The sequence below is a fragment of the Amaricoccus sp. genome (genome assembly GCF_017995835.1).
GTDB lineage: Bacteria > Pseudomonadota > Alphaproteobacteria > Rhodobacterales > Rhodobacteraceae > Amaricoccus.
On the sequence record NZ_JAGOID010000053.1, the window covers coordinates 1 to 22,642 of the forward strand.

General features: G+C 71.1%; 21 protein-coding genes. 10 read left to right on the plus strand and 11 right to left on the minus strand.

Features of this window, described 5'->3' with window-relative positions:
- The 5 genes from KBA23_RS09800 to aroC all read left to right on the plus strand — a co-directional run.
- Positions 1-143: uroporphyrinogen decarboxylase family protein (locus KBA23_RS09800; protein WP_290740131.1), on the plus strand; the 143-nt coding region annotated here is incomplete at its 5' end.
- 59 nt (positions 144-202) lie between these two features.
- The gene (locus KBA23_RS09805; RefSeq protein WP_290740082.1) at positions 203-1,315 is read left to right on the plus strand and encodes an efflux RND transporter periplasmic adaptor subunit; all 1,113 of its coding nucleotides are present in this window, start codon (positions 203-205) and stop codon (positions 1,313-1,315) included.
- Between the two features lie 4 nt (positions 1,316-1,319).
- Entirely contained in the window at positions 1,320-4,457 is a 3,138-nt protein-coding gene (locus tag KBA23_RS09810) for an efflux RND transporter permease subunit (RefSeq protein WP_290740085.1), read from the plus strand.
- 39 nt (positions 4,458-4,496) lie between these two features.
- The gene (locus KBA23_RS09815) at positions 4,497-5,096 is read left to right on the plus strand and encodes a nicotinate-nucleotide adenylyltransferase (protein WP_290740089.1); all 600 of its coding nucleotides are present in this window, start codon (positions 4,497-4,499) and stop codon (positions 5,094-5,096) included.
- Between the two features lie 67 nt (positions 5,097-5,163).
- Entirely contained in the window at positions 5,164-6,318 is a 1,155-nt protein-coding gene (gene aroC, locus KBA23_RS09820; RefSeq protein WP_290740092.1) for a chorismate synthase, read from the plus strand.
- 83 nt (positions 6,319-6,401) lie between these two features.
- Here aroC and KBA23_RS09825 read toward each other — a convergent pair whose 3' ends face one another.
- Complete coding sequence (locus KBA23_RS09825; RefSeq protein ID WP_290740133.1) at positions 6,402-7,616, minus strand: class I SAM-dependent RNA methyltransferase; 1,215 nt, start codon at positions 7,614-7,616, stop codon at positions 6,402-6,404.
- Between the two features lie 93 nt (positions 7,617-7,709).
- Between KBA23_RS09825 and KBA23_RS09830 the strand changes: the two genes are divergently transcribed.
- On the plus strand, positions 7,710-8,231 hold the full coding sequence (locus tag KBA23_RS09830; RefSeq protein ID WP_290740094.1) for a VOC family protein: 522 nt from the start codon (positions 7,710-7,712) through the stop codon (positions 8,229-8,231).
- Positions 8,232-8,254: 23 nt separating this feature from the next.
- On the opposite strand, the gene ruvB is transcribed toward KBA23_RS09830, so the two are convergent.
- The 3 genes from ruvB to ruvC are packed head-to-tail and all read right to left on the minus strand — an operon-like array spanning position 8,255 to position 10,471.
- Positions 8,255-9,298: a Holliday junction branch migration DNA helicase RuvB gene (gene ruvB, locus KBA23_RS09835; protein WP_290740096.1), complete on the minus strand. Its 1,044-nt coding sequence runs from the start codon at positions 9,296-9,298 to the stop codon at positions 8,255-8,257.
- A 7-nt stretch (positions 9,299-9,305) separates the two neighbouring features.
- A complete protein-coding gene (ruvA, locus tag KBA23_RS09840) occupies positions 9,306-9,965 on the minus strand; it encodes a Holliday junction branch migration protein RuvA (protein ID WP_290740099.1) in 660 nt (219 codons plus the stop codon).
- Entirely contained in the window at positions 9,962-10,471 is a 510-nt protein-coding gene (gene ruvC, locus KBA23_RS09845; protein WP_290740102.1) for a crossover junction endodeoxyribonuclease RuvC, read from the minus strand. The genes ruvA and ruvC overlap by 4 nt, the downstream gene beginning before the upstream one ends.
- A gap of 214 nt (positions 10,472-10,685) precedes the next feature.
- On the opposite strand from ruvC, the gene KBA23_RS09850 reads away from it, so the two are divergent.
- Positions 10,686-10,916: a DUF1127 domain-containing protein gene (locus KBA23_RS09850; protein WP_290740105.1), complete on the plus strand. Its 231-nt coding sequence runs from the start codon at positions 10,686-10,688 to the stop codon at positions 10,914-10,916.
- Positions 10,917-10,919: 3 nt separating this feature from the next.
- Here KBA23_RS09850 and KBA23_RS09855 read toward each other — a convergent pair whose 3' ends face one another.
- The 4 genes from KBA23_RS09855 to KBA23_RS09870 all read right to left on the minus strand — a co-directional run bounded on the left by KBA23_RS09855 (position 10,920) and on the right by KBA23_RS09870 (position 14,598).
- Entirely contained in the window at positions 10,920-11,777 is an 858-nt protein-coding gene (locus tag KBA23_RS09855; protein ID WP_290740108.1) for a 50S ribosomal protein L11 methyltransferase, read from the minus strand.
- Between the two features lie 58 nt (positions 11,778-11,835).
- Positions 11,836-12,483 (minus strand): peptide-methionine (S)-S-oxide reductase MsrA, encoded by a 648-nt coding sequence (gene msrA / locus KBA23_RS09860; RefSeq protein ID WP_290740112.1) that lies wholly within the window; start codon positions 12,481-12,483, stop codon positions 11,836-11,838.
- A gap of 27 nt (positions 12,484-12,510) precedes the next feature.
- Positions 12,511-13,902 carry an MATE family efflux transporter gene (locus KBA23_RS09865; RefSeq protein ID WP_290740115.1) on the minus strand — a complete coding sequence of 464 codons (1,392 nt, stop codon included), beginning with the start codon at positions 13,900-13,902 and terminating at the stop codon, positions 12,511-12,513.
- A gap of 216 nt (positions 13,903-14,118) precedes the next feature.
- Positions 14,119-14,598 (minus strand): hypothetical protein, encoded by a 480-nt coding sequence (locus KBA23_RS09870; RefSeq protein WP_290740118.1) that lies wholly within the window; start codon positions 14,596-14,598, stop codon positions 14,119-14,121.
- A gap of 295 nt (positions 14,599-14,893) precedes the next feature.
- Here KBA23_RS09870 and rpsD point away from each other — a divergent pair, with 295 nt between their 5' ends.
- A complete protein-coding gene (gene rpsD / locus KBA23_RS09875; protein ID WP_290740120.1) occupies positions 14,894-15,514 on the plus strand; it encodes a 30S ribosomal protein S4 in 621 nt (206 codons plus the stop codon).
- A gap of 72 nt (positions 15,515-15,586) precedes the next feature.
- Here rpsD and KBA23_RS09880 read toward each other — a convergent pair whose 3' ends face one another.
- Complete coding sequence (locus KBA23_RS09880; protein ID WP_290740122.1) at positions 15,587-17,008, minus strand: class I SAM-dependent methyltransferase; 1,422 nt, start codon at positions 17,006-17,008, stop codon at positions 15,587-15,589.
- Positions 17,005-17,241: a hypothetical protein gene (locus KBA23_RS09885; RefSeq protein ID WP_290740124.1), complete on the minus strand. Its 237-nt coding sequence runs from the start codon at positions 17,239-17,241 to the stop codon at positions 17,005-17,007. The genes KBA23_RS09880 and KBA23_RS09885 overlap by 4 nt, the downstream gene beginning before the upstream one ends.
- A gap of 137 nt (positions 17,242-17,378) precedes the next feature.
- Between KBA23_RS09885 and KBA23_RS09890 the strand changes: the two genes are divergently transcribed.
- Together KBA23_RS09890 and KBA23_RS09895 are read left to right on the plus strand one after the other, a co-directional pair.
- The gene (locus KBA23_RS09890) at positions 17,379-18,992 is read left to right on the plus strand and encodes a hypothetical protein (RefSeq protein ID WP_290740126.1); all 1,614 of its coding nucleotides are present in this window, start codon (positions 17,379-17,381) and stop codon (positions 18,990-18,992) included.
- Positions 18,993-19,113: 121 nt separating this feature from the next.
- A complete protein-coding gene (locus KBA23_RS09895) occupies positions 19,114-20,538 on the plus strand; it encodes a saccharopine dehydrogenase NADP-binding domain-containing protein (protein ID WP_290740128.1) in 1,425 nt (474 codons plus the stop codon).
- A gap of 310 nt (positions 20,539-20,848) precedes the next feature.
- Here the strand turns inward: KBA23_RS09895 and KBA23_RS09900 are convergent.
- Positions 20,849-22,642: hypothetical protein (locus tag KBA23_RS09900; RefSeq protein ID WP_290740130.1), on the minus strand; the 1,794-nt coding region annotated here is incomplete at its 5' end.

Here is a 22,642-nt window from a genome sequence, read left to right on the forward strand (position 1 = left end):
CCGGGAGCGCGCTCGAGCGGGCCACGCGGGCCTGCGTCGAGGCGTTCGCCGGCGGTCCACACGTCTTCACGCTCGGGCACGGCATCACGCCCGACGCGGACCCGCGCAACGTCGACGCCATGCTGCGCGCCATCCGCATCTGATCACGGTGGACGGCGGCGCGGCGGACACGCTAATCCTCGGACAAATCAGGAGGGACGCAATGCGCCTGCTCGCCCCGCTCGCTGGCCTCGCGCTCGCCGCGCTTCTCTCGCCCGGGCCGGCGAGGGCGCAGCAGCAGGCCCCGGCCCCGGCCGTGACGGTCGCCCTCGCCGAAACCACCGACATCAGCGAGCAGGCCGTCTTCACCGGCCGCGCGGTGGCCCAGCAGAAGGTCGACATCCGCGCCCGCGTCTCCGGTTTCGTCGAGGAACGCCCCTTCGTCGAAGGCGCGCCGGTCGAGGAGGGCGCGCTGCTCTTCCGCATCGAGGACGCCGCCTATCGCGCCAGCCTCGCCCAGATCGAGGCCTCGATCGCCTCCGCCGAGGCCGAGCGCAAGCTCGCCGAGATCGAACGCGACCGCCAGGCCACCCTCGTCCAGCGCCAGGCCGCCGCCCAGGCCGTGCTCGACGTCGCCGAGGCGAACCTCGCCAAGGCCGTGGCGGCGATCGAGCAGCTCGAGGCGCAACGCGACCGCGCCGCGCTCGACCTCTCGTACACGCGGATCACCGCCCCCTTCCCCGGCACCACCGGCCTCGCCGCCGTGGACGTGGGCGCGCTCGTCAGCCCCGACAGCGGACCCCTCGTCACCCTCACCCGCATCGACCCGATGACCGTCGAGTTCCCCATCCCCGAGCGGCTGACCCTCGAGTTCAACGCCCGCGTCGCCAAGGGCGAAGCCAGCCGCATCGGCGCCGTCCGCCTCACCCTCGCCGACGGCTCGGAATACCCCCATCCCGGCGACATCGACTTCGCCGACGCCCGCGTGGCGCAGGGCACCGACACGATCCTCGTGCGCGCCGTGTTCCCCAACCCCGAAGGCCGCCTGCGCGACGGCGCGCTGGTGCGCGGCACGCTCCGCGCCGAGACCCCGCAGAAGCTCCTCACCGTGCCGAGCCGGGCGGTCAGCCGCGACCTCCAGGGCTTCTTCGCCCTTGTCGTCAACCCCGAGGGCGTCGTCGAGCAGCGCCGCGTCGGCGTCGGGCAGACCGTCGACGGCCGCACCGTGATCGAGCAGGGCGTGACCGAGGGCGAGCAGGTCATCGTCGAGGGGCTGAACAAGGTCCGCCCCGGCATGAAGGTCGACGCCGCGCTCGCCGCGGGCGGGAACGGCTGAGCCCATGATCTCCGACGTCTTCATCGCCCGCCCGCGCCTCGCGGCCGTCATCTCGATCGTCATCGTCATCGCCGGCCTCGTCTCGCTGACGCGGCTGCCGGTGGCGCAGTTCCCCGACATCGTGCCGCCCCAGGTCTCGATCGCCGCCTCCTACCCGGGCGCGAGCGCCGAGGCGGTCGAGAATTCGGTCGCCCAGCCGATCGAGGACGCGGTGAACGGCGTCGACGACATGATCTACATGAAATCGACGAGCGGCGCGGACGGCAGCTATAACCTCTCCGTCACCTTCGCGGTCGGGACCGACCCCGACATCGCCCAGGTCAACGTGCAGAACCGCGTGGCGCTGGCCGAGGCGATGCTGCCCGAGGAGGTCCGGCGCACCGGAATCAGCGTGAAGAAGGCCTCGGCGGCGATGCTGATGGCCATCAGCCTCTTCTCCGAGACCGGCGAGCACGACGCGCTGTTCCTGTCGAATTACGCGCGCCTCAACATCCTCGACGCGCTCAAGCGCGTGCCCGGGGTCGGCGACGTGACCATGTTCGGCCCGCGCGACTTCTCCATGCGGGTCGATCTCGACGTCGACCGGCTGACCAACCTCGGCCTCACCCCCAACGACGTCATCGCCGCGATCCGCAGCCAGAACGTCCAGGCCGCCATCGGCCGCCTCGGCGCGCAGCCGATGGCCGAGGATCCGATCTTCCAGCTCACCCTGACCACGCTCGGCCGCCTGTCCGAGCCGTCCGAGTTCGAGAACATCGTGATCCGCGCCGACCCGGACGGCGGCTTCGTCCGCGTCGGCGACGTCGGCAGGGTGACCCTCGGCGCGCTGAACTACGACACCTTCGCCCGCATCAACGGCAAGGTGAGCGCCATGTTCGGCATCTACCTCGCCCCGGGCGGCAACGCGCTGGCCGCGGCCGCCGGCGTCAAGCAGGTGCTCGCGGACGCCGCCGAGACCATGCCCCAGGGCGTCGTCTACGACGTCACCTACGACACGTCGGAATTCGTCTCCGACAGCGTGCACGAGGTGGTCAAGACGCTGATCGAGGCATTCGTCCTCGTCGCGATCGTCGTCTTCGTCTTCCTCGGCAGCCTACGCGCCACGCTGATCCCGATCATCGCCGTGCCCGTCGCGCTCATCGGCGTCTTCGCCGCCATGGCGATGCTCGGCTTCTCGCTCAACACCGTGTCGCTGCTGGCGCTCGTTCTCGCCATCGGCATCGTCGTCGACGACGCGATCGTCGTCGTCGAGAACGTCGAGCGGGTGATGTCCGAGAACCCCGAGATGAGCGCCGCCGAGGCGGCGAGCGTCGCCATGCGCGAGATCACCGGCGCGATCGTCGCCATCACCCTCGTCCTGCTCTCGGTGTTCGTCCCGGTCGCCTTCATCCCCGGCATTTCCGGCCAGCTCTTCCAGCAGTTCGCCGTCGCGGTCTCGGTCTCGATGGTGATCTCGGCGATCAATGCGCTGACGCTCTCGCCGGCCCTCTGCGCCATCGTGCTCAAGAAGCACCACGGGCCTCCCCGCGGGATCATGGGCTGGATCTCGCGCCGCATCGACGGCGCCCGCGACGGCTACGCCCGTATCGCCGGGGCGATCGCGCGGCGCGCCGTTCTCGGGCTGGTTGCGCTCGCGGCCGCCTTCGTCGCGGCCGGCTGGTTCGCGGGCCGCGTGCCGTCGGGCTTCCTGCCCGCCGAGGACCAGGGCGCCTTCATGGCCGAGGTCCGCCTGCCCACGGGGGCCTCGGCCAACCGCACGGACGCGGTGATGCGCGAGATCGAGACCGCGATGGCCACGATTCCCGGGGTCAAGTCGGTCGTAACGATCGGCGGTTTCAGCATGCTCGACGGCATGGCGAAGTCCTCCGCCGGCGCGCTGATCCTGCGCATGGCGCCCTTCTCCGAACGCACCGGGCCCGGCCTCGACATCCAGAGCGCCATCATGCGGGCGAACCAGATCGGCGCCGGCGTGCGTGAGGCGCTGGTCATCGCCTTCAACCTGCCGCCGATCATCGGCCTCGGGACCGGCTCGGGCTTCGAGTACCAGCTCGTTGACCGCCAGGGCCGCGAGGCGGTGGAACTCGCCGCCACCGCCGGCGGGCTGATGATCGCCGCGAACCAGGACCCGAGGCTCGCCAACGTCTTCACCACCTATGCCGCCAACGCGCCGCGGGTCTTTCTCGACATCGACCGCGACAGGCTCCAGAGCCTCGGCGTGCCGGTCTCCGACCTGTTCAGCGCGCTCTCGGGGGTGCTCGGCGCGGTCTACGTCAACGACTTCAACATCTTCGGCCGCGCCTGGCGCGTGACGCTCCAGGGGCAGCAGAGCGACCGCTTCGACCTCCCCGACATCGGCCGCATCAACGTGCGCAACGCCAGCGGCGAGATGGTCCCGGTCGCCGCCGTCGCCGCGGCCCGGCTCGACGTCGGGCCGGACTCGATCGTCCGCTTCAACAACGTCCGCGCGGTGACACTCCAGGGCGGCCCGGCGCCGGGCATCTCCTCGGGCACGGCGCTCGCGGCGATGGCCGAGATCTCGCGCGCGACGCTGCCCCCCGGCTACGACTTCGAATGGTCGGGCACCGCGCTCCAGGAGCTCGCGGCGTCGGGCCAGACCACCGCCATCCTCGCGCTGGCGCTGCTCTTCGCCTACCTCTTCCTCGTCGGCCTCTACGAGAGCTGGACGATCCCGGTCCCCGTGCTCCTCTCCGTCGCGGTCGGCGTCGCCGGCGCCTTCGCGGCGCTGCTGCTCACCGGCCTCTCCTTCGACATCTACGCCCAGATCGGCCTCGTCGTGCTGATCGCGCTCGCCGCCAAGAACGCGATCCTGATCGTCGAGTTCGCCAAGGATCTGCGCGAGAAGGGCGAGCCGATCGTCGACGCCGCCACCCACGCCGCGCGGCTGCGCTTCCGGGCGGTGATGATGACGAGCTTCGCCTTCATCGCCGGCCTGATCCCGCTCGTCCGCGCCGAGGGCGCCGCCGAGCTGTCCCGCCGCGCCGTCGGCGCCGCCGTCGCCGGCGGAATGCTCGCCGCCGCGGTGATCGGCATCTTCGTCATCCCCGCCCTATACGTCGTCTTCCAGTCCCTGCGCGAACGGGCAAAGCGCCTCGCCTCCCGCTCCGGCGCGGCGGAGGGCTGACGACAGGCGGCTGGACAGGGCAGGACGAGGACAACGCGCGTGGCAGGATTTCCGCTCGCCCGGCCCGGGATGCGCGTGGGGCTCTTCGGGGGCTCGTTCGATCCGCCCCATGCCGGCCACGTCCACGTAACGAAATGGGCGATGAAGGGCTTCGGCCTCGACCGGGTCTGGTGGCTGGTGAGCCCCGGCAACCCGATCAAGCCCGACGCCCCCGCCGATCTCGGCCGTCGCCTCGCGGCCGCCCGCGCGATCATGCGCCGGCCCCGGGTCGAGGTGACCGACCTCGAGGCCCGCCTCGGCACCCGCGCCACCGCCGACACGCTCGCCGCCCTGCGCCGGCGGTATCCGGGCGTCCGCTTCGTCTGGCTGATGGGCGCGGACAACCTCGCGACCTTCCACCGCTGGGGCCGCTGGCAGGAGATCATGAGCCTCGTTCCGGTCGGCGTGCTGGCGCGCCCCGGCGACCAGCTCCGCGCCGGCCTGTCCCCGGCCGCCTGCCGCTTCGCGCGCTGGCGTCTGCCGGCCTCGCGGGCGCGCGCCCTGCCCTTCGCCCAACCGCCCGCCTGGTGCCTGCTGACCGGCCGGATGCTCGACCTCTCCTCGAGCGAGCTCCGCGCCCTCGGCGTCTGGCGACGCTGACCCAACGCAGCGGCTTTACCTCGGCGGGCGACCCGGGATAGGTGGGGCCTCCGCGACGGAGGCGCGCATGTTCAACAGCTTCGGCCACCTGTTCCGCGTCGCCACCTGGGGCGAGAGCCACGGGCCCGCGCTCGGCTGCGTCGTCGATGGCTGCCCGCCCGGCGTCGCGCTCACTGAATCCGACATCCAGCCCTGGCTCGACGCCCGCCGCCCCGGGCAGAGCCGCTTCACCACCCAGCGCCAGGAACCCGACCAGGTCGAGATCCTGTCCGGCGTCTTCGAAGGCCGCACCACCGGCGCGCCGATCTCGCTCCTGATCCGCAACACCGACCAGCGATCAAAGGACTATGGCGAGATCGCCGCGAAGTTCCGCCCCGGCCATGCTGACATCACCTATCACCTGAAATACGGCCTGCGCGACTACCGCGGCGGCGGCCGCTCCTCGGCGCGCGAGACCGCCGCCCGCGTGGCCGCCGGCGGCGTCGCCCGCGCCGTCCTCGCCGCGCTGGCGCCCGGCCTGCGCATCCGCGGCGCGCTCGTCCAGATCGGCGACCGCCCCATAGACCGCGCCGCCTGGGACTGGGACGAGGTTCCGCGCAACCCGTTCTGGTGCCCCGACGCCCGCGCGGCCGAGGACTGGGCCGCCTGTCTCGACGGTCTGCGCAAGTCCGGCAACTCCGTCGGCGCCATCGTCGAACTCGTCGCCGAGGGCGTCCCGCCCGGCCTCGGCGCGCCGATCTACGCCAAGCTCGACAGCGACATCGCCATGGCGCTGATGACGATCAACGCGGTCAAGGGCGTCGAGATCGGCGCCGGCATGGCCGCCGCCGCCCTGACCGGCGTCGAGAACGCCGACGAGATCTTCATGGGCAACGACGGGACCCCGCGCTTTTCCTCGAACCACGCGGGCGGCATCCTCGGCGGCATCTCGACCGGCCAGGACGTCGTCGCGCGCTTCTCCGTCAAGCCGACCTCGTCGATCCTAACCCCCCGCCGCACCATCGACCTGACGGGCGCGGAGACCGAGATCGTCACCAAGGGCCGCCACGATCCTTGCGTCGGCATCCGCGCCGTCCCGGTGGGCGAAGCGATGCTCGCCTGCGTGATCCTTGACCACCTGCTGCTCGACCGTGGCCAGACCGGAGGAATCCGCGGCCCCATCGGTCACGCCGGCGCCACACCCGGCCAGGCAGGTCTCCGCCGCGACGTTTCGAAATCCTGAAAAAGTGGCAAGCCGGATTCCAGCGCGATTCCAGCTACATTCCAGCCGCATAAAACCGCGCCTTTTCAGCCGCTTGCCACGCTCTATCGCGCGAAGCGACCGACCAGCTCCACGTGTCCCGACCAGCGGAACTGATCGACCACCGCGACCGGTCCGAGACGGAATCCCGCGGAGATCAGGATCGCCGCATCGCGCGCAAAGGTGACCGGGTTGCACGACACGGCCGCCACCGTCGCGATCTTCGACGCCGCGAGCGCCCGCACCTGCGCCTCCGCCCCGGCGCGCGGCGGATCGATCACGGCCGCGTCGAACCGCGCGAATTCACCCGGCAGCAGCGGCCGCCGGTAGAGATCGCGCGCCTCCGTGCCCACCCGTCGCAGCCCGCCGGCCGCGCGCCAGCCGGCGTCGAGTGCCGCCAGCATCGCCGCCTCGCCCTCCACGGCGTGAACCTCGGCCCGCTCCGACAGGGGCAGCGTGAAGGTCCCGCATCCCGCAAAGAGATCGACCACCCGCCGCGCCGTCCCGACCCCGGCCCGCACCGCGGCGACCAGCGCCGCCTCCCCCTCGGCCGTGGCTTGCAGGAACGCCCCCGGCGGTGGAACCACCCGCGCCCGCCCGAAACGCTGGACCGCGGGCCGCAGCGCCGCGACCGTCTCGCCGTCCCAGGCCAGCCGCGCGAACCCGGCCCTCTCGGCGACCGCGACCAGTTCGCGCCGCAGGCCCGCGTCCGCCGGCTTGCCGCCGGACACGTCGACGTCGAGCCCGCCCTCCGAGACCGTCACCGTGCAGCGCAGCTCGCCCGAGCGCGACGCCCCGGCCCGCGCCAGTTCCGCCAGCGCCTGCCGCGCGGCGAGAAGCTCCGGGCGCAACAGCAGGCAGCCCGGAACGTCGACGATGGCCGTCGAACGCCGACCGTGAAACCCGACCGTCGCGGTCTTGCGGGTGCGCCGCGCTGCAAGGACCGCGCGCCGCCGCGAGCGCGGCGGCGAGACCCGGGTCGGGCCGACGTCGGCCTCCACTCCCTGCGCCGCCAGCGCCCGGACCACGGCCTCGCGCTTCCACGCCGCGAGCAGTCCGTCCGAGGCATGCTGCAAGGTGCAACCCCCGCAGACGCCGAAATGCGGACAGGGCGGCGGCACGCGGTCGGGCGAGGCGACGAGAATCTCCGCGGGGGCCAACAGGCCGTCCTCGACAGGACCGCGGACCATCTCGCCGGGCAGCGCCAAGGGGACGCGCAACCCGCCCGCGGCGAGCCCGTCGCCGCGCAGGCCGATCCGCTCGACCGTCACCTCGCGCATGTCGAAACCGATCGTTTCCACATTGGCACGTAACTTCGCGACGCCGGACGCATTATACTGGGCATGTCAACGAAAGAGAGACAGGCGTCGCCAATGTCCAACCCCCAGCCCGCGGTTCCGGTCGCCCCCGCCACCCGCATCGGCCATGTCCATCTCAAGGTCTCGGATCTCGACCGCGCGATCGCCTTCTATTCCGGCGTCCTCGGCTTCGAACTGACCCAGCGCTACGGCCAGCAGGCGGCGTTCCTGTCGGCCGGCGGATACCACCACCATATCGGCCTCAACACCTGGGAGAGCAAGGGCGGCACGCCGGCGCCGGCCGGCCATACCGGCCTCTACCACACCGCCTTCCTGTATCCGAACCGTACGGAACTCGCCGACGCGCTTCGCCGCGTGGTCGAGGCCGGCATCCCGATCGACGGCGCGGCCGATCATGGCGTGTCGGAGGCAATCTACCTGCGCGACCCCGACGGCAACGGCGTCGAACTCTACCACGACCGCCCCGAGGCGGAGTGGCCACGCGACGAGACGGGGGGACTGCGCATGGTCAACGCGCCGCTCGACCTGAGAAAGCTGCTCTCCGAGGCCCCCGTCCGCACCGCCGCAGCCGGCTGACCGGCACCCGCCGTCGGCGGCGCTCAACCCTCGTCGAAGAGATCCGGCGCGCGCGGCGCGGCGGCGGCGGGCCGCGGCTCGGCGAGCCCGAGGTGTCGCCAGGCCCGCGACGCCAGCATCCGACCCCGCGGGGTGCGCTGGATCAGGCCCTGTTGCAGGAGGAAGGGCTCGATCACCTCCTCGATCGCGTCGCGCGCCTCGGAGAGGGCGGCGGCGAGGGTCTCGACGCCGACCGGGCCGCCGCCGTAGTTCTCGGCGATCACCGAGAGATAGCGCCGGTCGGCGCCGTCGAGGCCGAGGTCGTCGACCCCGAGCCGGATCAGCGCCACGTCGGCGATCTCGCGTGTCACCCTGCCCTCGCCCTCGACGATGGCGAAGTCGACGACACGGCGCAGCAGGCGGCCGGCGATGCGCGGGGTGCCGCGGGCGCGGCGGGCGATCTCGCGGGCGCCGTCGGGGGTGGCGTCGGCCTTGAGCAGGCGCGCGGCGCGGGTGACGATCGCCACGAGTTCGTCGACGTCATAGAATTCGAGCCGGGTCGGGATGCCGAAGCGGTCGCGGAGCGGCGTGGTCAGGAGGCCGAGACGGGTCGTCGCGCCGACGAGCGTAAAGGGTTGAAGCTCGATGCGCACGGTGCGGGCCGCCGGACCCTCGCCGATGACGAGGTCGAGCTGAAAATCCTCGAGCGCGGGGTAGAGGATCTCCTCCACCGCCGGGCTCATGCGGTGGATCTCGTCGATGAAGAGCACGTCGCGGGCGTCGAGGTTGGTCAGGATAGCGGCGAGATCGCCGGCGCGGGCCAGCACCGGCCCGGAGGTCATGCGGAAGTTCACCCCGAGCTCGCGCGCCATGATCTGGGCGAGCGTGGTCTTGCCGAGGCCCGGGGGCCCATAGAACAGCGTATGGTCCATCGCCTCGCCGCGGCGCCGCGCGCTCTCGATGAAGACGGCGAGATTGGCGCGCGCGGCCTTCTGGCCGATGAACTCGGCCAGCGTCTGCGGACGCAGCGCGCGGTCGGCGTCCTCGGGGAGCGGGTCGGGGCGCACCGTCGGATCCGGATCGGCCATTATGGCGCTACGCCTTCGGCGCGAGGCGCTTCAGCGCCGCGCGGATGAGGGTCGGGGTCTCGGTCGGGCCTTCGGCGGCGACCTCGGCGACGGCGGCGGCGGCCTCGCCCGGGGCGTAGCCGAGGTTGACGAGGGCCGAGAGCGCCTCGGCCGTGGCGACGGCGCTGGCCTCGTCGGGCGCCGGCGGCGCCACAAGAGCCGGAGCGCCGGGCTCGGGCGCGGGCGTGGAGGGCGCACGGGCGCCGGCGGCGCCGAGGGCGATGACGCCCGGCGACTTCGCCTTCAGCTCGAGGACGATCCGCTGGGCGAGCTTCGGGCCGACGCCGGGGGCGGCCTTGATCGCGGCGGCGTCGCCGAGGGCGAGCGCGCGGGAGAGGCCATCGGCGCCGAGGGCGCCGAGGACGGAGAGCGCGGCCTTGGCTCCCACCCCCTGCACCGAGACGAGGAGGCGGTGCCATTCGCGTTCGGCCAGCGTGAGGAAGCCGAAGAGCTGGAGCAGATCCTCGCGGACGAGAAGCTCGGTGTAGAGCGCGACCGGGCCGCCGGGCGGCGGCATCCGGGCGAGCGTGCGGTCGGAGCAGTAGACGAGATAGCCGACGCCGCCCACGTCGATCAGAACGTGGTCGAGGGCGCGGTAGTCGAGCCGGCCGGTCAGCTTGCCGATCATCGCGCGACCGCCCGGGCGATGGCGGCGTCGAGCCTGCCGCCGAAGCGGGCGTGATGGGCGTGACAGAGCGCGATGGCGAGCGCGTCGGCGGCGTCGGGGCCGGCGAGCGCGACGCCGGGGAGTTGCAGGCGGACCATGTGCTGGACCTGGACCTTGTCGGCGTGGCCGACGCCCACGATCGCCTTCTTGACCGCGTTGGGGGCGTACTCCGCGACCGGCACGCCGGCCTGGGCGGGGGCGAGCAGCGCAACGCCGCGGGCCTGGCCGAGCTTCAGCGTGCCGGCGGCGTCCTTGTTGACGAAGGTCTGCTCGACAGCGGCGGCGTCAGGACGGAAGCGGGCGAGGACGGCCGCGAGCTGGGCATGGAGGCTGCAAAGGCGGGCGGCGAGGTCGTCGCCCTCGGAGAGGCAGGTGCCGTTGCCGACATGGACGAGGCAGACGCCCGTTACGTCGACGACACCCCAGCCCGTGCGGCGCAAGCCCGGGTCGATCCCGATGACACGCATGTCCCGTCGCTGTTCCTGCTCGCACCCGTTCCGGGCCTTGTCCCGGCAAGGACTAGCACGAAGCACGAACATCCGCCAAGCCAAACCTGTCGCCCTGCACCCGGCGCATGGCGGACATTCGGGAATGGCGATTGTCCGGGGTTCCCGGAATGCCTAACTTGGCGGCAGCGGCGATCACAAAACAGGCGCCGCAGAACTCCGAAAGCCCGAACCCATGTCCGTCATCGACTACAATCGCTCGGCCCCGCTCGGGTCGGTCTCCGCCTTTCGCGTCATCTCGCTCATCGAGCGCGCCATCGACGCCTTCACGACACGGCGCAGCGTCAACGCGACGATGCGGGCGCTGTCGAACCTGTCCGACCAGCAGCTCCGCGACATCGGCCTGCATCGCGGCGACATTCCGACGCTCGCCGGCGATCTGGCTCGCGAGAGCGCCGTTCGCTGAGCCTCAGCCGCGACGCAGAACGAGGGTCGTCCAGTCCTGGATCGGGATCCGGTCGATCCGCCGGTATCCCCAGCCCCGATAGACCGCGAGAACGCCCGCGGCCTGCCGCGCAAGCAGCCCTGACAGGACGGCCACGCCGCCCGGGGGCTGATGCGCGGCCATCTGCGGCGCGAGCGCCCTGAGCGGCGCCGCGAGGATGTTGGCGCAGACGAGGTCATAGCGCCGGCGCAGCCGCGTGTGGCGAAAGCCCGCCGCCGTGACGCAGCCGATCCCCAGCCGGAAGCCGTTGGCCGCGACGTTCTCGCACGCCGTCGTGGTCGCGAGCGGGTCGATGTCGCCCGCAATCGCCGTCGCGCGCCAGGCGGAAACCGCCGCCATCGCAAGCACGCCGGTGCCGCCGCCGATGTCGGCGACGCTCCGCGGCGCGAAGCCGCGCCGGGCCAGCCGGTCGAGCGCGATCAGGCAGCCTTGGGTCGTGGCATGGTGGCCGGTGCCGAATGCCTGCGCCGCCTCGATCTCGAGTCCGATGCGGTTGACCGGGATGCGCTCCCGGTCGTGCCCCCCGAACACCACGAAGCGCCCGGCATCGACCGGGGTCAGCTCCGCGCGCACCTGCGCGACCCAGTCGCGATCCTCGACCCGCGTGACCGCGAAATCCGGCGCGCCGTGCAGGTTGGCGAGCAGCGCGAGGCCGGCGGCGTCCGGCGGTGCGGCGAAGTGCGCGCCCACGTCCCAGAGGCCGCTGTCGTCGTCATGGTCGCGGACCTCGGTCGCCACCGGGTCGAGCGCCTCCAGCGCCTCGGCCAGCGCCTCGGCGGCCCGCTCCCCGGCGAGCGCCGTCAGGACGTGATAGAGCGCCACCCGCCCCTCCGCTGGAAACCCGGCCCGGGCCTCTGACTATGGAGAGGCAGGCGGACGGTCAAGCGCCGACGCCGATCGGGCAGGCGACGCCGGTGCCGCCGATCCCGCAATAGCCGCCCGGGTTCTTGGCCAGGTACTGCTGATGGTAGTCCTCGGCATGGTAGAACGGCGGCGCATCGACGATCTCGGTGGTGACCGGCCCGAAACCCGCCTTGCGCAGCTGCGCCTCGTACTCGGCCTTCGACGCCTCGGCCGCCGCACGCTGGCCTTCGCCGAAGACGTAGATGCCGGAGCGGTACTGCGTGCCATGGTCGTTGCCCTGCCGCATGCCCTGGGTCGGGTCGTGACCCTCCCAGAACGTCCGGAGCAGGGTCTCGTAGCTGATCTGCGCCGGGTCGAAGGTGACGAAGACGACCTCGTTATGGCCGGTGCCGCCGGAGCAGACCTCCTGGTAGGTCGGGTTCGGCGTCTGCCCACCGGCATAACCCGCGGCGGTCACCCAGACCCCGGGCAGCTTCCAGAACATCCGCTCGACGCCCCAGAAGCAGCCCATGCCGAACATGGCCTGCGCCATGCCCTCCGGGTGCGGCCCCTTCAACGGACGGTCGCTGACGAAATGCGTTCGGGCAGTCGGGATCGGCTCCGGACGGCCGGGCAGCGCGGCGCCGGGGGCCGGCATCGCGGCATTCTTGAACAGGCTGAACATGAGCGTCTGCCTTTCGCATGCTGGGGGTCAGGCCTGATGTAAGCCCGCCGCCGCCGTTTCCAAGTCGGCGCTCCCGGGATCGGCGCCGGGAACCCGCGGGCGGAGGGTCGAGACGAAGCGCCAGCCCACCCAGGCCGCCGCCGCCCCCACCACGACCCCGGCGAGCGCCTGGCCATAGATCACCCCGGGCGCGCCCAGAACCCGCGACAGCGACCAGGCGAGCGGCCACATCGCCAGCCCGTCTCGCGTCCAGTTGAACGCGGTGGACCAGAGCGGCCGGCCGAGCGTGTTGAACGCGGCGTTGGCGACGAAGAGCGCGCCGGCGAAGATGAAGCCACCGGCCGCGAGCCCGACGAAGGCGTGGTATACCTCCGCGCCCTCGGGACCGAGCCGGAACACCGCGATGACCGGCTCGCGCACGAGGTAGAGGAGCAGCCAGGTCGCGCCGGTATAGGCCGCGCAGAAGACGAGCGCGTCGCGGTAGGCACGGCGCACCCGCGGCAGCAGCCCGGCGCCGTAGTTCTGGCCGAGGATGCCGCCGATCGCGCCGGAGAGCGCGAAGATGCCGCCAAAGGCGAGCACCGTCATGCGGGTGACCACGGCCCAGCCGGCGACCGCGCCGACGCCGTGGGCGGCGATCAGCGTGGTGACCACGGCGTTGCCGAACGGCGCGGAGAGCTGGGTGAGGCTTGCCGGCGCGGCGATGGCGAAGAAGGCGCGCGCCTGATCGACGATCCCGCGCAGGCTGACCGGGGCGAGCAGATTGTGCACGCGCCACAGGTACCAGACCGCCAGCGCGCCGGAGCTGCCGCGGGCGAGCACCATCACCCAGGCCGCGCCCTCGAGTCCGAAGTCGAGCAGGATGATGAACACCGGGTCGAGCACCATGGCGAGCATCCCCGCCGCCAGCGTGACCGACATCGAGCGCCAGGCGTCGCCAGCGGCCCGCAACGCCGCCGATCCCACCATCCCCATCGCCATGATCGGCGCGGCCGGCGTGGTGACGAGCAGGAAGCGGCTGGCCAGCGCCGCCGTCTCGCCCTCGGCTCCGGCGAGCGCGAGCAACGGGTCGCGCAGAAGGACCACCGCCAGCGCCATCGCGGCCTGCACGGCGAGGGTGATGACGAGCGCCGCCGACGCGGTCTTGCGGGCGCCCGGCGCGTCGCCGGCGCCGAGCGCCCGGCTGACCAGCGCGGTCGCGGCGATGGCGAGCCCGATGCCGGTGCTGATGATGAAGAAGGTCACGGTCCAGGCGAAGCCGAGCGCCGCGACCAGCCGCTCGTCCCCGAGGCGCGACACCCAGAACAGCGTCGCCGCGTCGATCAGGAACATGAAGGTCAGGCCGATCGCGCTGGTCAGGGTCATGACCGACACGTGGCGCATGGTCGAGCCGGTGGTGAACGTGGGCCCGCGCGACACGGCAGCTGCTCCTCCGAACCGGCGCGGGGCGCCCGGCGCCCCCCGTGCGTAGCGCCGCGCGGCGGGCTTGGCGAGCGCAAACTGCCCGCGGCCCGGCATGATCGGCCGTAGCGGCCGACGGCCCCGCGCACCCGCCGATCAGCGCCGCGCTATCGAAGAACAGGCGAACAATGCCGCCGCCCGCCGAGGCCCCGGGCGGGTTCGATCGCGACGGCTTCAGGCGCCAGGGACTTCGAGCGTAAACGACCCCTCGTAGGCGGACATGTCCCTCCAGGGCACGTCAACCTTCCCGAACGTCCCGGTTCCGGTGGCCCCTTCGAATTCGCCGGCGCCGGAGAGGACCTCGTAGGTTCCCTTGAATCCATCGGCGCCCCACGTGGAGACGAACTTTGCGGTCAGCGCGTCACCGTTCTCAAAGGTGTACGTGCTGTATCCGACGGCTTCGCCGGCGTCTTCGGTTCCATTCTCGGTATAGACGAAGCTCTTGTGGGCGATGCGGCCGTCCTCGAACACCGCGACCCCTACCGACTCGTGCGCCGCGACATAGCGCCCGGGCACGTTCGCCACGTCGTGCTCGACCGAGTCACGATCCGTGGTCACCAGACGGAACTTCAGGATCTGCTCCTCGGCTCCGGCAGAACCCGCCAGGACCAGCGCCGACACCATCGCCGCGCCGGCGATCTCGTGAATGCGCATGCGTCACCCTCCCAACTCACCGGGGAGCCTGACATCTATACCCAAGAACGCCCCGGGAACCCCGAACCTGCTCCCTTTCCAGCCGGAACGCAACGTCGGCAGGCGTCAGAGCTTGCGTCAGAGTCGCTTCGCGTCTCATTGACTCCCGCCGCTGCGCGGCTATAAGGCCGGCTCTCCGTCCGGTTGGGGCGGGGTTGTGGCGTCCGTGGCCCCCGCAAGGGGGATCCTGTCGGCCCGGGGCGACCCGGGCAAAGGAGGGCGCCGGCGATGTTGGACGCGATAAAGGAGACCGCAGGTGACCAAGCGCACCTCTGCGAAGTACAAGATCGATCGCCGCATGGGCGAGAACATCTGGGGCCGTCCGAAGTCCCCGGTAAACAAGCGTGAATACGGCCCGGGCCAGCACGGTCAACGCCGCAAGTCGAAGCTCTCGGACTTCGGCACCCAGCTCCGCGCCAAGCAGAAGCTGAAGGGCTATTACGGCGACCTGACCGAAAAGCAGTTCCGCCGCATCTACGCCGAGGCCGAGCGGATCCGCGGCGACACCGGCGAGAACCTGATCGGCCTCCTCGAGCGCCGGCTCGACGCCATCGTCTATCGCGCCAAGTTCGTGCCGACGATCTTCTCCGCCCGCCAATTCGTGAACCACGGCCACGTCACCGTGAACGGCAAGCGCGTCAACATCGCCTCCTACCAGGTGAAGCCGGGCGACGTCGTGCAGGTGCGCGAGCGCTCGCGCCAGCTCGCGATCGTGCTCGAGGCGATCGGCTCGCCCGAGCGCGACGTGCCGGAGTACATCTCGGTCGACCATTCCAAGCTCACCGCCGAGTTCGTCCGCGCCCCGAGCCTCTCGGACGTGCCCTATGCGGTGATGATGGAGCCGAACCTCGTCGTCGAGTACTACGCGAAGAACTGACGCCAAGGGCCCGAACGCCAAGGCAGAACAATCACGACGGCCCGCGCTGCGAAGCGCGGGCCGTCTCGGTCTTCAGTGCGGCTCGGCCAGCAGGATGAACCGCTTGCCGCCCTTCAGCGGCCGCTCCTCACGGATGCGGAACCGCTCGGCCATCAGCGAGCGGAACGTGTCCGGGTGGTAGTCGTCGTACTGGTCCTCGCGGTTGGCGAGGAGCGCTTGCACCATCTCGTCCTCGCGCGAGACGAACTCGATCACCACCGACGCCCCGAGCCCGGCCAGCCAGTCGACGAAATCGGCGAGCGGAATGTTCGCGGTGATGACGACGTGATGGACGAGCGCGAGGCAGAGGACGAGGTCGGGCTTGCCGCGCCCGGCGAGGTCGCGCCGCTCGGCCCCGCGCCAGCCCTGGGACGGGGAGGCGTCGGCGAGATTGACGACGAGCGGCAGGATGCGCCGCCCCGACCCGTCCGCGCGCTCGCGCGCATAGAGCCTCTCGATCGCCAGCCAGTCGGCGTCCATCGCCACCACGCAATCGGCGCGGGGCTCGACGAGGCGCGAGAAGGCGCCGGTGTTGCAGCCGATGTCCCAGACCAGCCGCCAGCGCCGGCGCGCCGCCGCGCGCTCCACGAAATCGGCCTTGGCCGCGTGCTCCGCCGCGTCGTAGCTGTGGGTCTTCTCGTAGTCGCCCCACTCCGTCGGGAGATCGGGAGGCCGCAGTCCCGCGACGAGGCGGCGCAGCTTCGCCACGTTGCGCTCGATGAGCGACTTGTCGAACCCCGCCTCCGTCAGCGCGCCGCGCACGTCCCGGCCGCTGCCGGCGTAGCGGCGCTGCAAGAGGCTCTGCGCGACGACATGGAGCAGGACGCCGCGACGGAGAAGGTCGCGCGCCGACAGCATCCGCCGCATCTCGCCCGCCGGGATGCCGTCGATCCGGCCGCGCAGCAGCGGGCGAAAGTCGACGCCGCGGTAGGCCTGGAGCATCAGCGGATAGAGCATCAGCTCGCAGAACTGCCGATAGCCGGCCCAGGGCGCGCCCGGCGGCAGCGGCTCGAACGAGGGGATGTCGATGAAGACGGGTCGCGCGCCCTGCCACTGCACGTTGTAGGGGGTGGCGTCCTTGAGGACGAATCCCTCGGCGAGCGCGTCGCGCATCAGGTCGAGATGCAGCAGCGCCGCGTCCTTCAGCATCCCGAACGGCCATTCGTAGGGATAGGACACGAACGGAATGCGCTCGTGCTCGAGCAGGCCGCCCCCGTCCGGCTGGGGGCCCAGATCCGTGGTGGCGACGATGCTTCCCGCCTCGACGCAGCGGCGGAAGAACGCCGTTTCCTGAAGCCTTTGCCAGTTTTCGCTCGCCCTCGGACCAAGCGTCCGCAGCACGCGCCCGTCCTGGTAGTGCACCCGGCCGTTGCGGTCGCGGAAGGATCCCGGCTCGCGCTGGAGCGGGGACGAGGTCGCGACCGGCAGGGCTTCCGCCTCGGCGGCAGCCTTCACGGATCGGCCCGGGGCTTGCCCTGCTCGGCGGGAGGCGCGTCGTCACGGCGCATGCCGATCATCACCATGAAGCGCCGCCAGTAGAGCTTGCCGGCGATCGCCACGCCCGCCGCCCCGCCGAGCAACGCCTGCAGGATCATGCTGCCCGTGCCGGGGTCGAGATAGGCGTAGGCGGGTGCGGTCCCCGCGAGAAGCGCTGCCGGAACAAGGGCGAGATAGGCGGGTCGTCGCATGTCGTGGCTCCTTACTTTCCCCGGCCGCGGGCGGACGAGAGCGCCGGCGGCGTCACGGTACCTTCACATAGCCGCCGCTTTTCTGCCATCAAGTTCGTAACGGCCCCGAGCGGGCCGCCGCCGATGGAGACGTGCCGATGCCCCCCGCCAGTGCAGCCCCCACGACCGCCACCGCCCGGGTCTGGCCCGCCGCCGCCGTGGCGCTTGCGGCGGCCTCGGTGCTCGATCCGCTGTCGCGCAACCTGCACCAGGCCTCGTGGTCCGACGCGGCGCCCGCCTTCGCCGGCGCGATCGCCTTCTCTCTGCTCGTCTGGCTGCTCGTCGTCCGCCTGCGCGGCCGGGCCGACGCCGGCGCGGCGCTGATCGCCTGCGTCTGGACGGCGGGCTCGCTCCACTACCTCGAGATCTTCCGACATCTGAACGACGCGATCGGCGGCGACTACACCCATCTGCGTGTCCTGCCGTTCGCGCTGGCGATCATGGTCGTGCTGACGCTCGCCCTGCGGGGCGTGCGCGGCTGGCAGGATGTCGCCCACGTCATCGTCGTCTGCACCGCCGCGGCGATGCTGCTCATGCCTGCCTGGCGGGCGGCGGGATTCGAATGGCGCCACCGGGGCTCGCGCGAGGCCTGGGACGCCGCGCAAGCCTTCGCCGAGGAACCGGCCCTCGCGACCGCCCCGAAGCCGGCGGGCGACCTGCCGGACATCTACGACTTCGTCTTCGACCGCTACGGCTCGGAGGAGACGCTGGCCTCGTATTTCGGGGTCGCCGACACCGCCGGCGACTTCCTCGAGGGCCAGGGCTTCTACGTGGCGCGCGACAGCTTCGCCAACTACGTCAGCACCGGGCACTCGCTCGCCTCGACCTTCAACATGCGCTATCTCGACGCGCTCGCGGCGGATCCGCGCGTCTCCGGAGCCGACTGGCGGCCGATCTTCGCCATGATGGACGACAGCCTCGTCGGCCGCTACCTGCGCGGCCTCGGCTATGACCAGCGGCAATACGGGTCGTGGTGGGTCGGCACCTATGACAATCCGAACGCCGAGGTGAACCGGCCGCTGGGGCTCAGCGAGTTCAACATGACCTGGCTGCGGCGCTCGATCGTGCTGCCGCTCGTCCACCTGTTGCCGGGCAGCCGCGCGCAGATGATGCTGCGATGGGACAACGGCCAGTGCCAGCGCGTCGCGCGCCAGATCGAGGAGATCAAGGCGCTCCGCCGCGACGACCGGCCGCTCTACGTCTTCGCCCATATCCTCGTGCCGCACGGGCCGTATCCCTTCACCCCCGACGGCGACTGCCTGAGCCGGCCCGAGGCCGAGATGCGCAGCGAGCGGCAGGCCCACGGCGAACAGGCGCAGTACGCCGCCGCCATCATCCGCGACGTGACGGTGGCGCTGCTCGCGCCCGGCCGGCCGGAAGCGGTGATTCTGATCCATGCCGACGAAGGGCCGATCCCCGCGCGCGACATGCGGATCCCGTGGCAGGACGCCACGCCCGACGAGTTGCGGGTGAAGTTCGGCATCATGAACGCGATCCGCCTGCCGGGCGGCGACTACGGCCGGATGCGCCAGGACCTCTCGCCGGTGAACCTCTACCGGGCGATGCTCTCGACCGAGTTCGGCCTCGACCTGCCGGACCTGCCCGACCGGATGTACGTCTTTCCTGACGACCGATCGATCTACGATTTCCACGACGTGACGGCCCGCGTTCGCTGCGCCGCTCCCGATGCGGGCGGTGACCCCACCTGCTAGACCTGCCGGGCCTACCGCCCGAACGGCCTCAATCTCCGGGCGGACCTTTACTCGGCCGGTCGCGTTTGGCATGGGGCAGGAGGGCGCCCCTCCCGGGCGCGGTTTGACCAGGGGGAGCGGCATGGCCGAAAGCTATCCGAACCACGGCCGGATCGACGGGCCGATCGTCATCGTGGGCTTCGGCTCGATAGGACGGGGAACCCTGCCGCTGATCGAGCGGCACTTCACCTACGACCGCGACGACATCCACGTGATCGAGCCATCGATGCGACGCGCGGATTTCCTCGCCGCGCGGGGCGTTCGCCACATTCCCGTCGCGCTGACCCCGGAGAACTACCGGGAGGTGCTCGACCCGCTCTTCGCCTGCGGCAAGGGCATCTGCGTCAATCTCTCGGTCGATGTCGGTTCGCTCGACATCATGACCTACTGCCGCGAAAAAGGCGCGCTCTACGTCGACACCGTCACCGAACCGTGGAAGGGCTTCTACTTCGACCTCGGCCTTGGACCGGCGGCGCGCACCAATTACGCGCTGCGCGAGGCCGTTCGCGCCGAAGCTCGCGCCAACCCCGGCGGGACGACGGCGGTCACCTGCTGCGGGGCCAACCCGGGCATGGTCTCGTGGCTCCTCAAGGAGGCGCTGGTCAAGCTCGCCGCCGATACCGGCCTCCGCGTGGGGACGCCCGCCGACCGCGCCGGCTGGGCGCGGCTGATGCAGCGGCTCGGCGTGCGCGGCGTGCACATCGCCGAGCGCGACACCCAGGTCGCCCGCACGCCGCGTCCGCGCGGAACCTTCGTCAACACCTGGTCCGTCGAAGGCTTCATCGCCGAGAGCTTCCAGCCGGCGGAGCTCGGATGGGGCAGCCATGAGCGCAGCTTCCCCGCCAACGCCCGCCGCCACGCGGCCGGCTGCAAGGCCGGCATCTTCCTCGACACGCCCGGCATCGTCACCCGGGTACGCACCTGGACGCCGGTGGCGGGGCCGCAGCTCGGCTTCCTCGTCACCCACAACGAGGCGATCTCGATCGCGGATTACTACACCGTGGGCTCCGGCGAGACCCCGGAGTTCCGCCCGACCTGCCACTACGCCTACCACCCCTGCGACGAGGCCGTGCTCTCGCTCCACGAGATGCTCGGAACCGGCGTCGCGCAGGAAACCGAGAGCCTCCTCGACGAGCACGAGATCGCCTCGGGCGAGGACTGCCTCGGCGTGCTGATCTACGGCCACGCCCGCAACGCGCTCTGGTACGGCTCCCGGCTGACGGTAGAGCGCGCCCGCGAGCTCGCGCCCTTCCAGAACGCCACCGGCCTGCAAGTGACGAGCGCGGTGCTCGCGGGCATGGTCTGGGCGCTGGAAAACCCGGAGGCCGGCATCGTGGAAACCGACGAGATGGACCACGCCCGCTGCCTCGAGATCATGCGCCCCTATCTCGGTCCGATCGAGGGGGCCTACACGAGCTGGAACCCGCTCCGCACCCGCTGGCCCCAGCTCGGCGAGCCCGAGGATCCGGCCGACCCCTGGCAATTCGTGAACGTCCTCGCCCGCTGACCTCTGGCCGTCGCCGCCGTCGCCCGGGCATTGCCGGTCGCCGGCGGACGGTCGAAATCCGGGATACGACCGACGGGCCGGGCTGCGAGCTATCCATGGGCTCATGCCGGCGGGCTCATGAAACACTCGCGGACCTTTTTGACCACTAAGGTTTTTATCGTGTGCAATCAGGTAGTTAACCTGTCTATCACGCGTGTTAGCCCGTGTTGCGCCGGGTAGCCTGGTAGACTCGCCGGTATCATCCCACCACAGAGAGAGAGGGGCGCCCCGTGGGGCGCCCCCTTTGGCGATCGGCAACCGCGCGTGGCGCTCAGATCAGAAGCGCGTCGGCGTCGAGGGCGATCCTGACGTTGTCGTCGAGGCCGGTTTCATTGTAGCTCGCCAGCTGCGCGCGCAGATCGGCCGCGGACTCCGTGCTGAGCGACGGGATCGTCGTCCACCTGCTGTTGCCGGAGCCGATCGAACTGTTGGTCGCGAAGCCGTAGCCGTCCGTGTCCTGCACCCCTTTACCGAAGCCGTGGGTAACGAGCCAGTCGACCGCCTCCTGCAGTTCGCTGTCGGGCGTCGCGTTCCCGGCGAGACCGTTCAGCGTCGCGGCGATCACCTCACGGGCAAGGGTCGGCCGGGCATCGCTGCCGGACCCGGCGGCCATCAGATCGTAGGCCTTGTCGAGCGAGATGCCGACGGTGTTCTGCTTGCCCTTGTTGGCGCCCTGCAGCAGTTCGCCGGTGAAGTAGAGCGTGTCGCCATCGGTGTCGAAGAAGTCGAACTTCTCCGGGGCCTTCAGAACGTCCGAGGCGGGATACCCCGGCTTGCCCGCATTCGCCCCCTCGTTGCCGACCTTCCCGTCCCAGAACGCCTTGTTCGTCGTCCAGAACGACGCCTTGCACACGCCGCCGCCGCCTTGCCCTCCCTTGCCGGTGTAGTGGGCCGCATCGGAAACCGGGCCGGTCTGGTCCGTGTCGACGGTCGCGACGTTCTTCTGCGCGCCTGCCGCCCAGTAGGAGGTGTAGCGCGCCGTCGCCTGCTTCCCGACGCCCAGGGTTTCGGGAAGATCGATGAGGAAGTCGTCGGCGAGGTAGCCCGGCGTGCCGTTGTCGTCGACGACCTCCAGACCCGTCAGCGTGACGTTGCCGGCGTTCTTCACGACAACGCGGAAGTCGACCATATGGTCGGCATCCTTCGCGAGCTTCGGCCCCGGCGCGCTGTCGGCGTCCTGCCACTTGCCGTTGACGAGGATCTGCTTCTCGATCGTCACCTTGGGCTTGTAGTCGATCGGCGTCGAGGCGCTGTCGCTGACAGGGTCCGTCTGGTTGCTGTCCGCGGTCGCCGTATTGTCGATCTTGCCGTCCCAGTCGTTGCCGTTGGTGTCGACGTCCTCCTGGGTGATCACATAGCTCTTGGTGAACGTCCGGCTCTGGCCCACCGCCAGCGTGATCCCGGAGGCGATCACCCCGCCGAGCCGCGGATCGTCGACCGTCACGCCGGTAAGCGTCTGACTGCCGGTGTTGGTGACCTTGATCCGGTAGGTGATCACGTCGCCGGCATCGGTCAGCCCGTCGCCGTCCTTGTCCTTGACGCTCTTGACCGACTTGTCGATCGCGAGCTTGGCGGGCTTGGCCGGAACCACCAGCGGCACCGCCTCGCTGTCGCTGACGGGGCCGGTCTGGACGCTGTCGGCGGTCGCGGTGTTGTCGATCTGACCCGGCAGGACGTTGTCGGGCTCGATCGTGCCGTTGCTGGCGATGTCCGCAGCCGTGAGCGTGTAGGTCGTCTGGATCGTCTTCGACTGACCCGGATCGAGATCGCCGACGTTCTGGTTGGTCCCGGTCAGCGGGTCGGTGATGATGACGTCGGTCAGCGTCACGTTGCCGTTGTTGGTGACCTCGATCTCGTAGACGATCACCTCGCCGGCCTTGTCGAGCTTGCCGTTCGCCCCGCCGCCATAGCCACCGTCGTCCTCGAGGATCTCGACGAAGCGCTTGTCGATGGCGAGACCCGGCCGCTGATCGACCCCGACCGTGGCGTCGTCCTCGTCCGTCGGGCCTTCCTTCGTCGTCACCGTCGCGACGTTGACGATGGCCGCGCCGGCGTCGATCTGCGC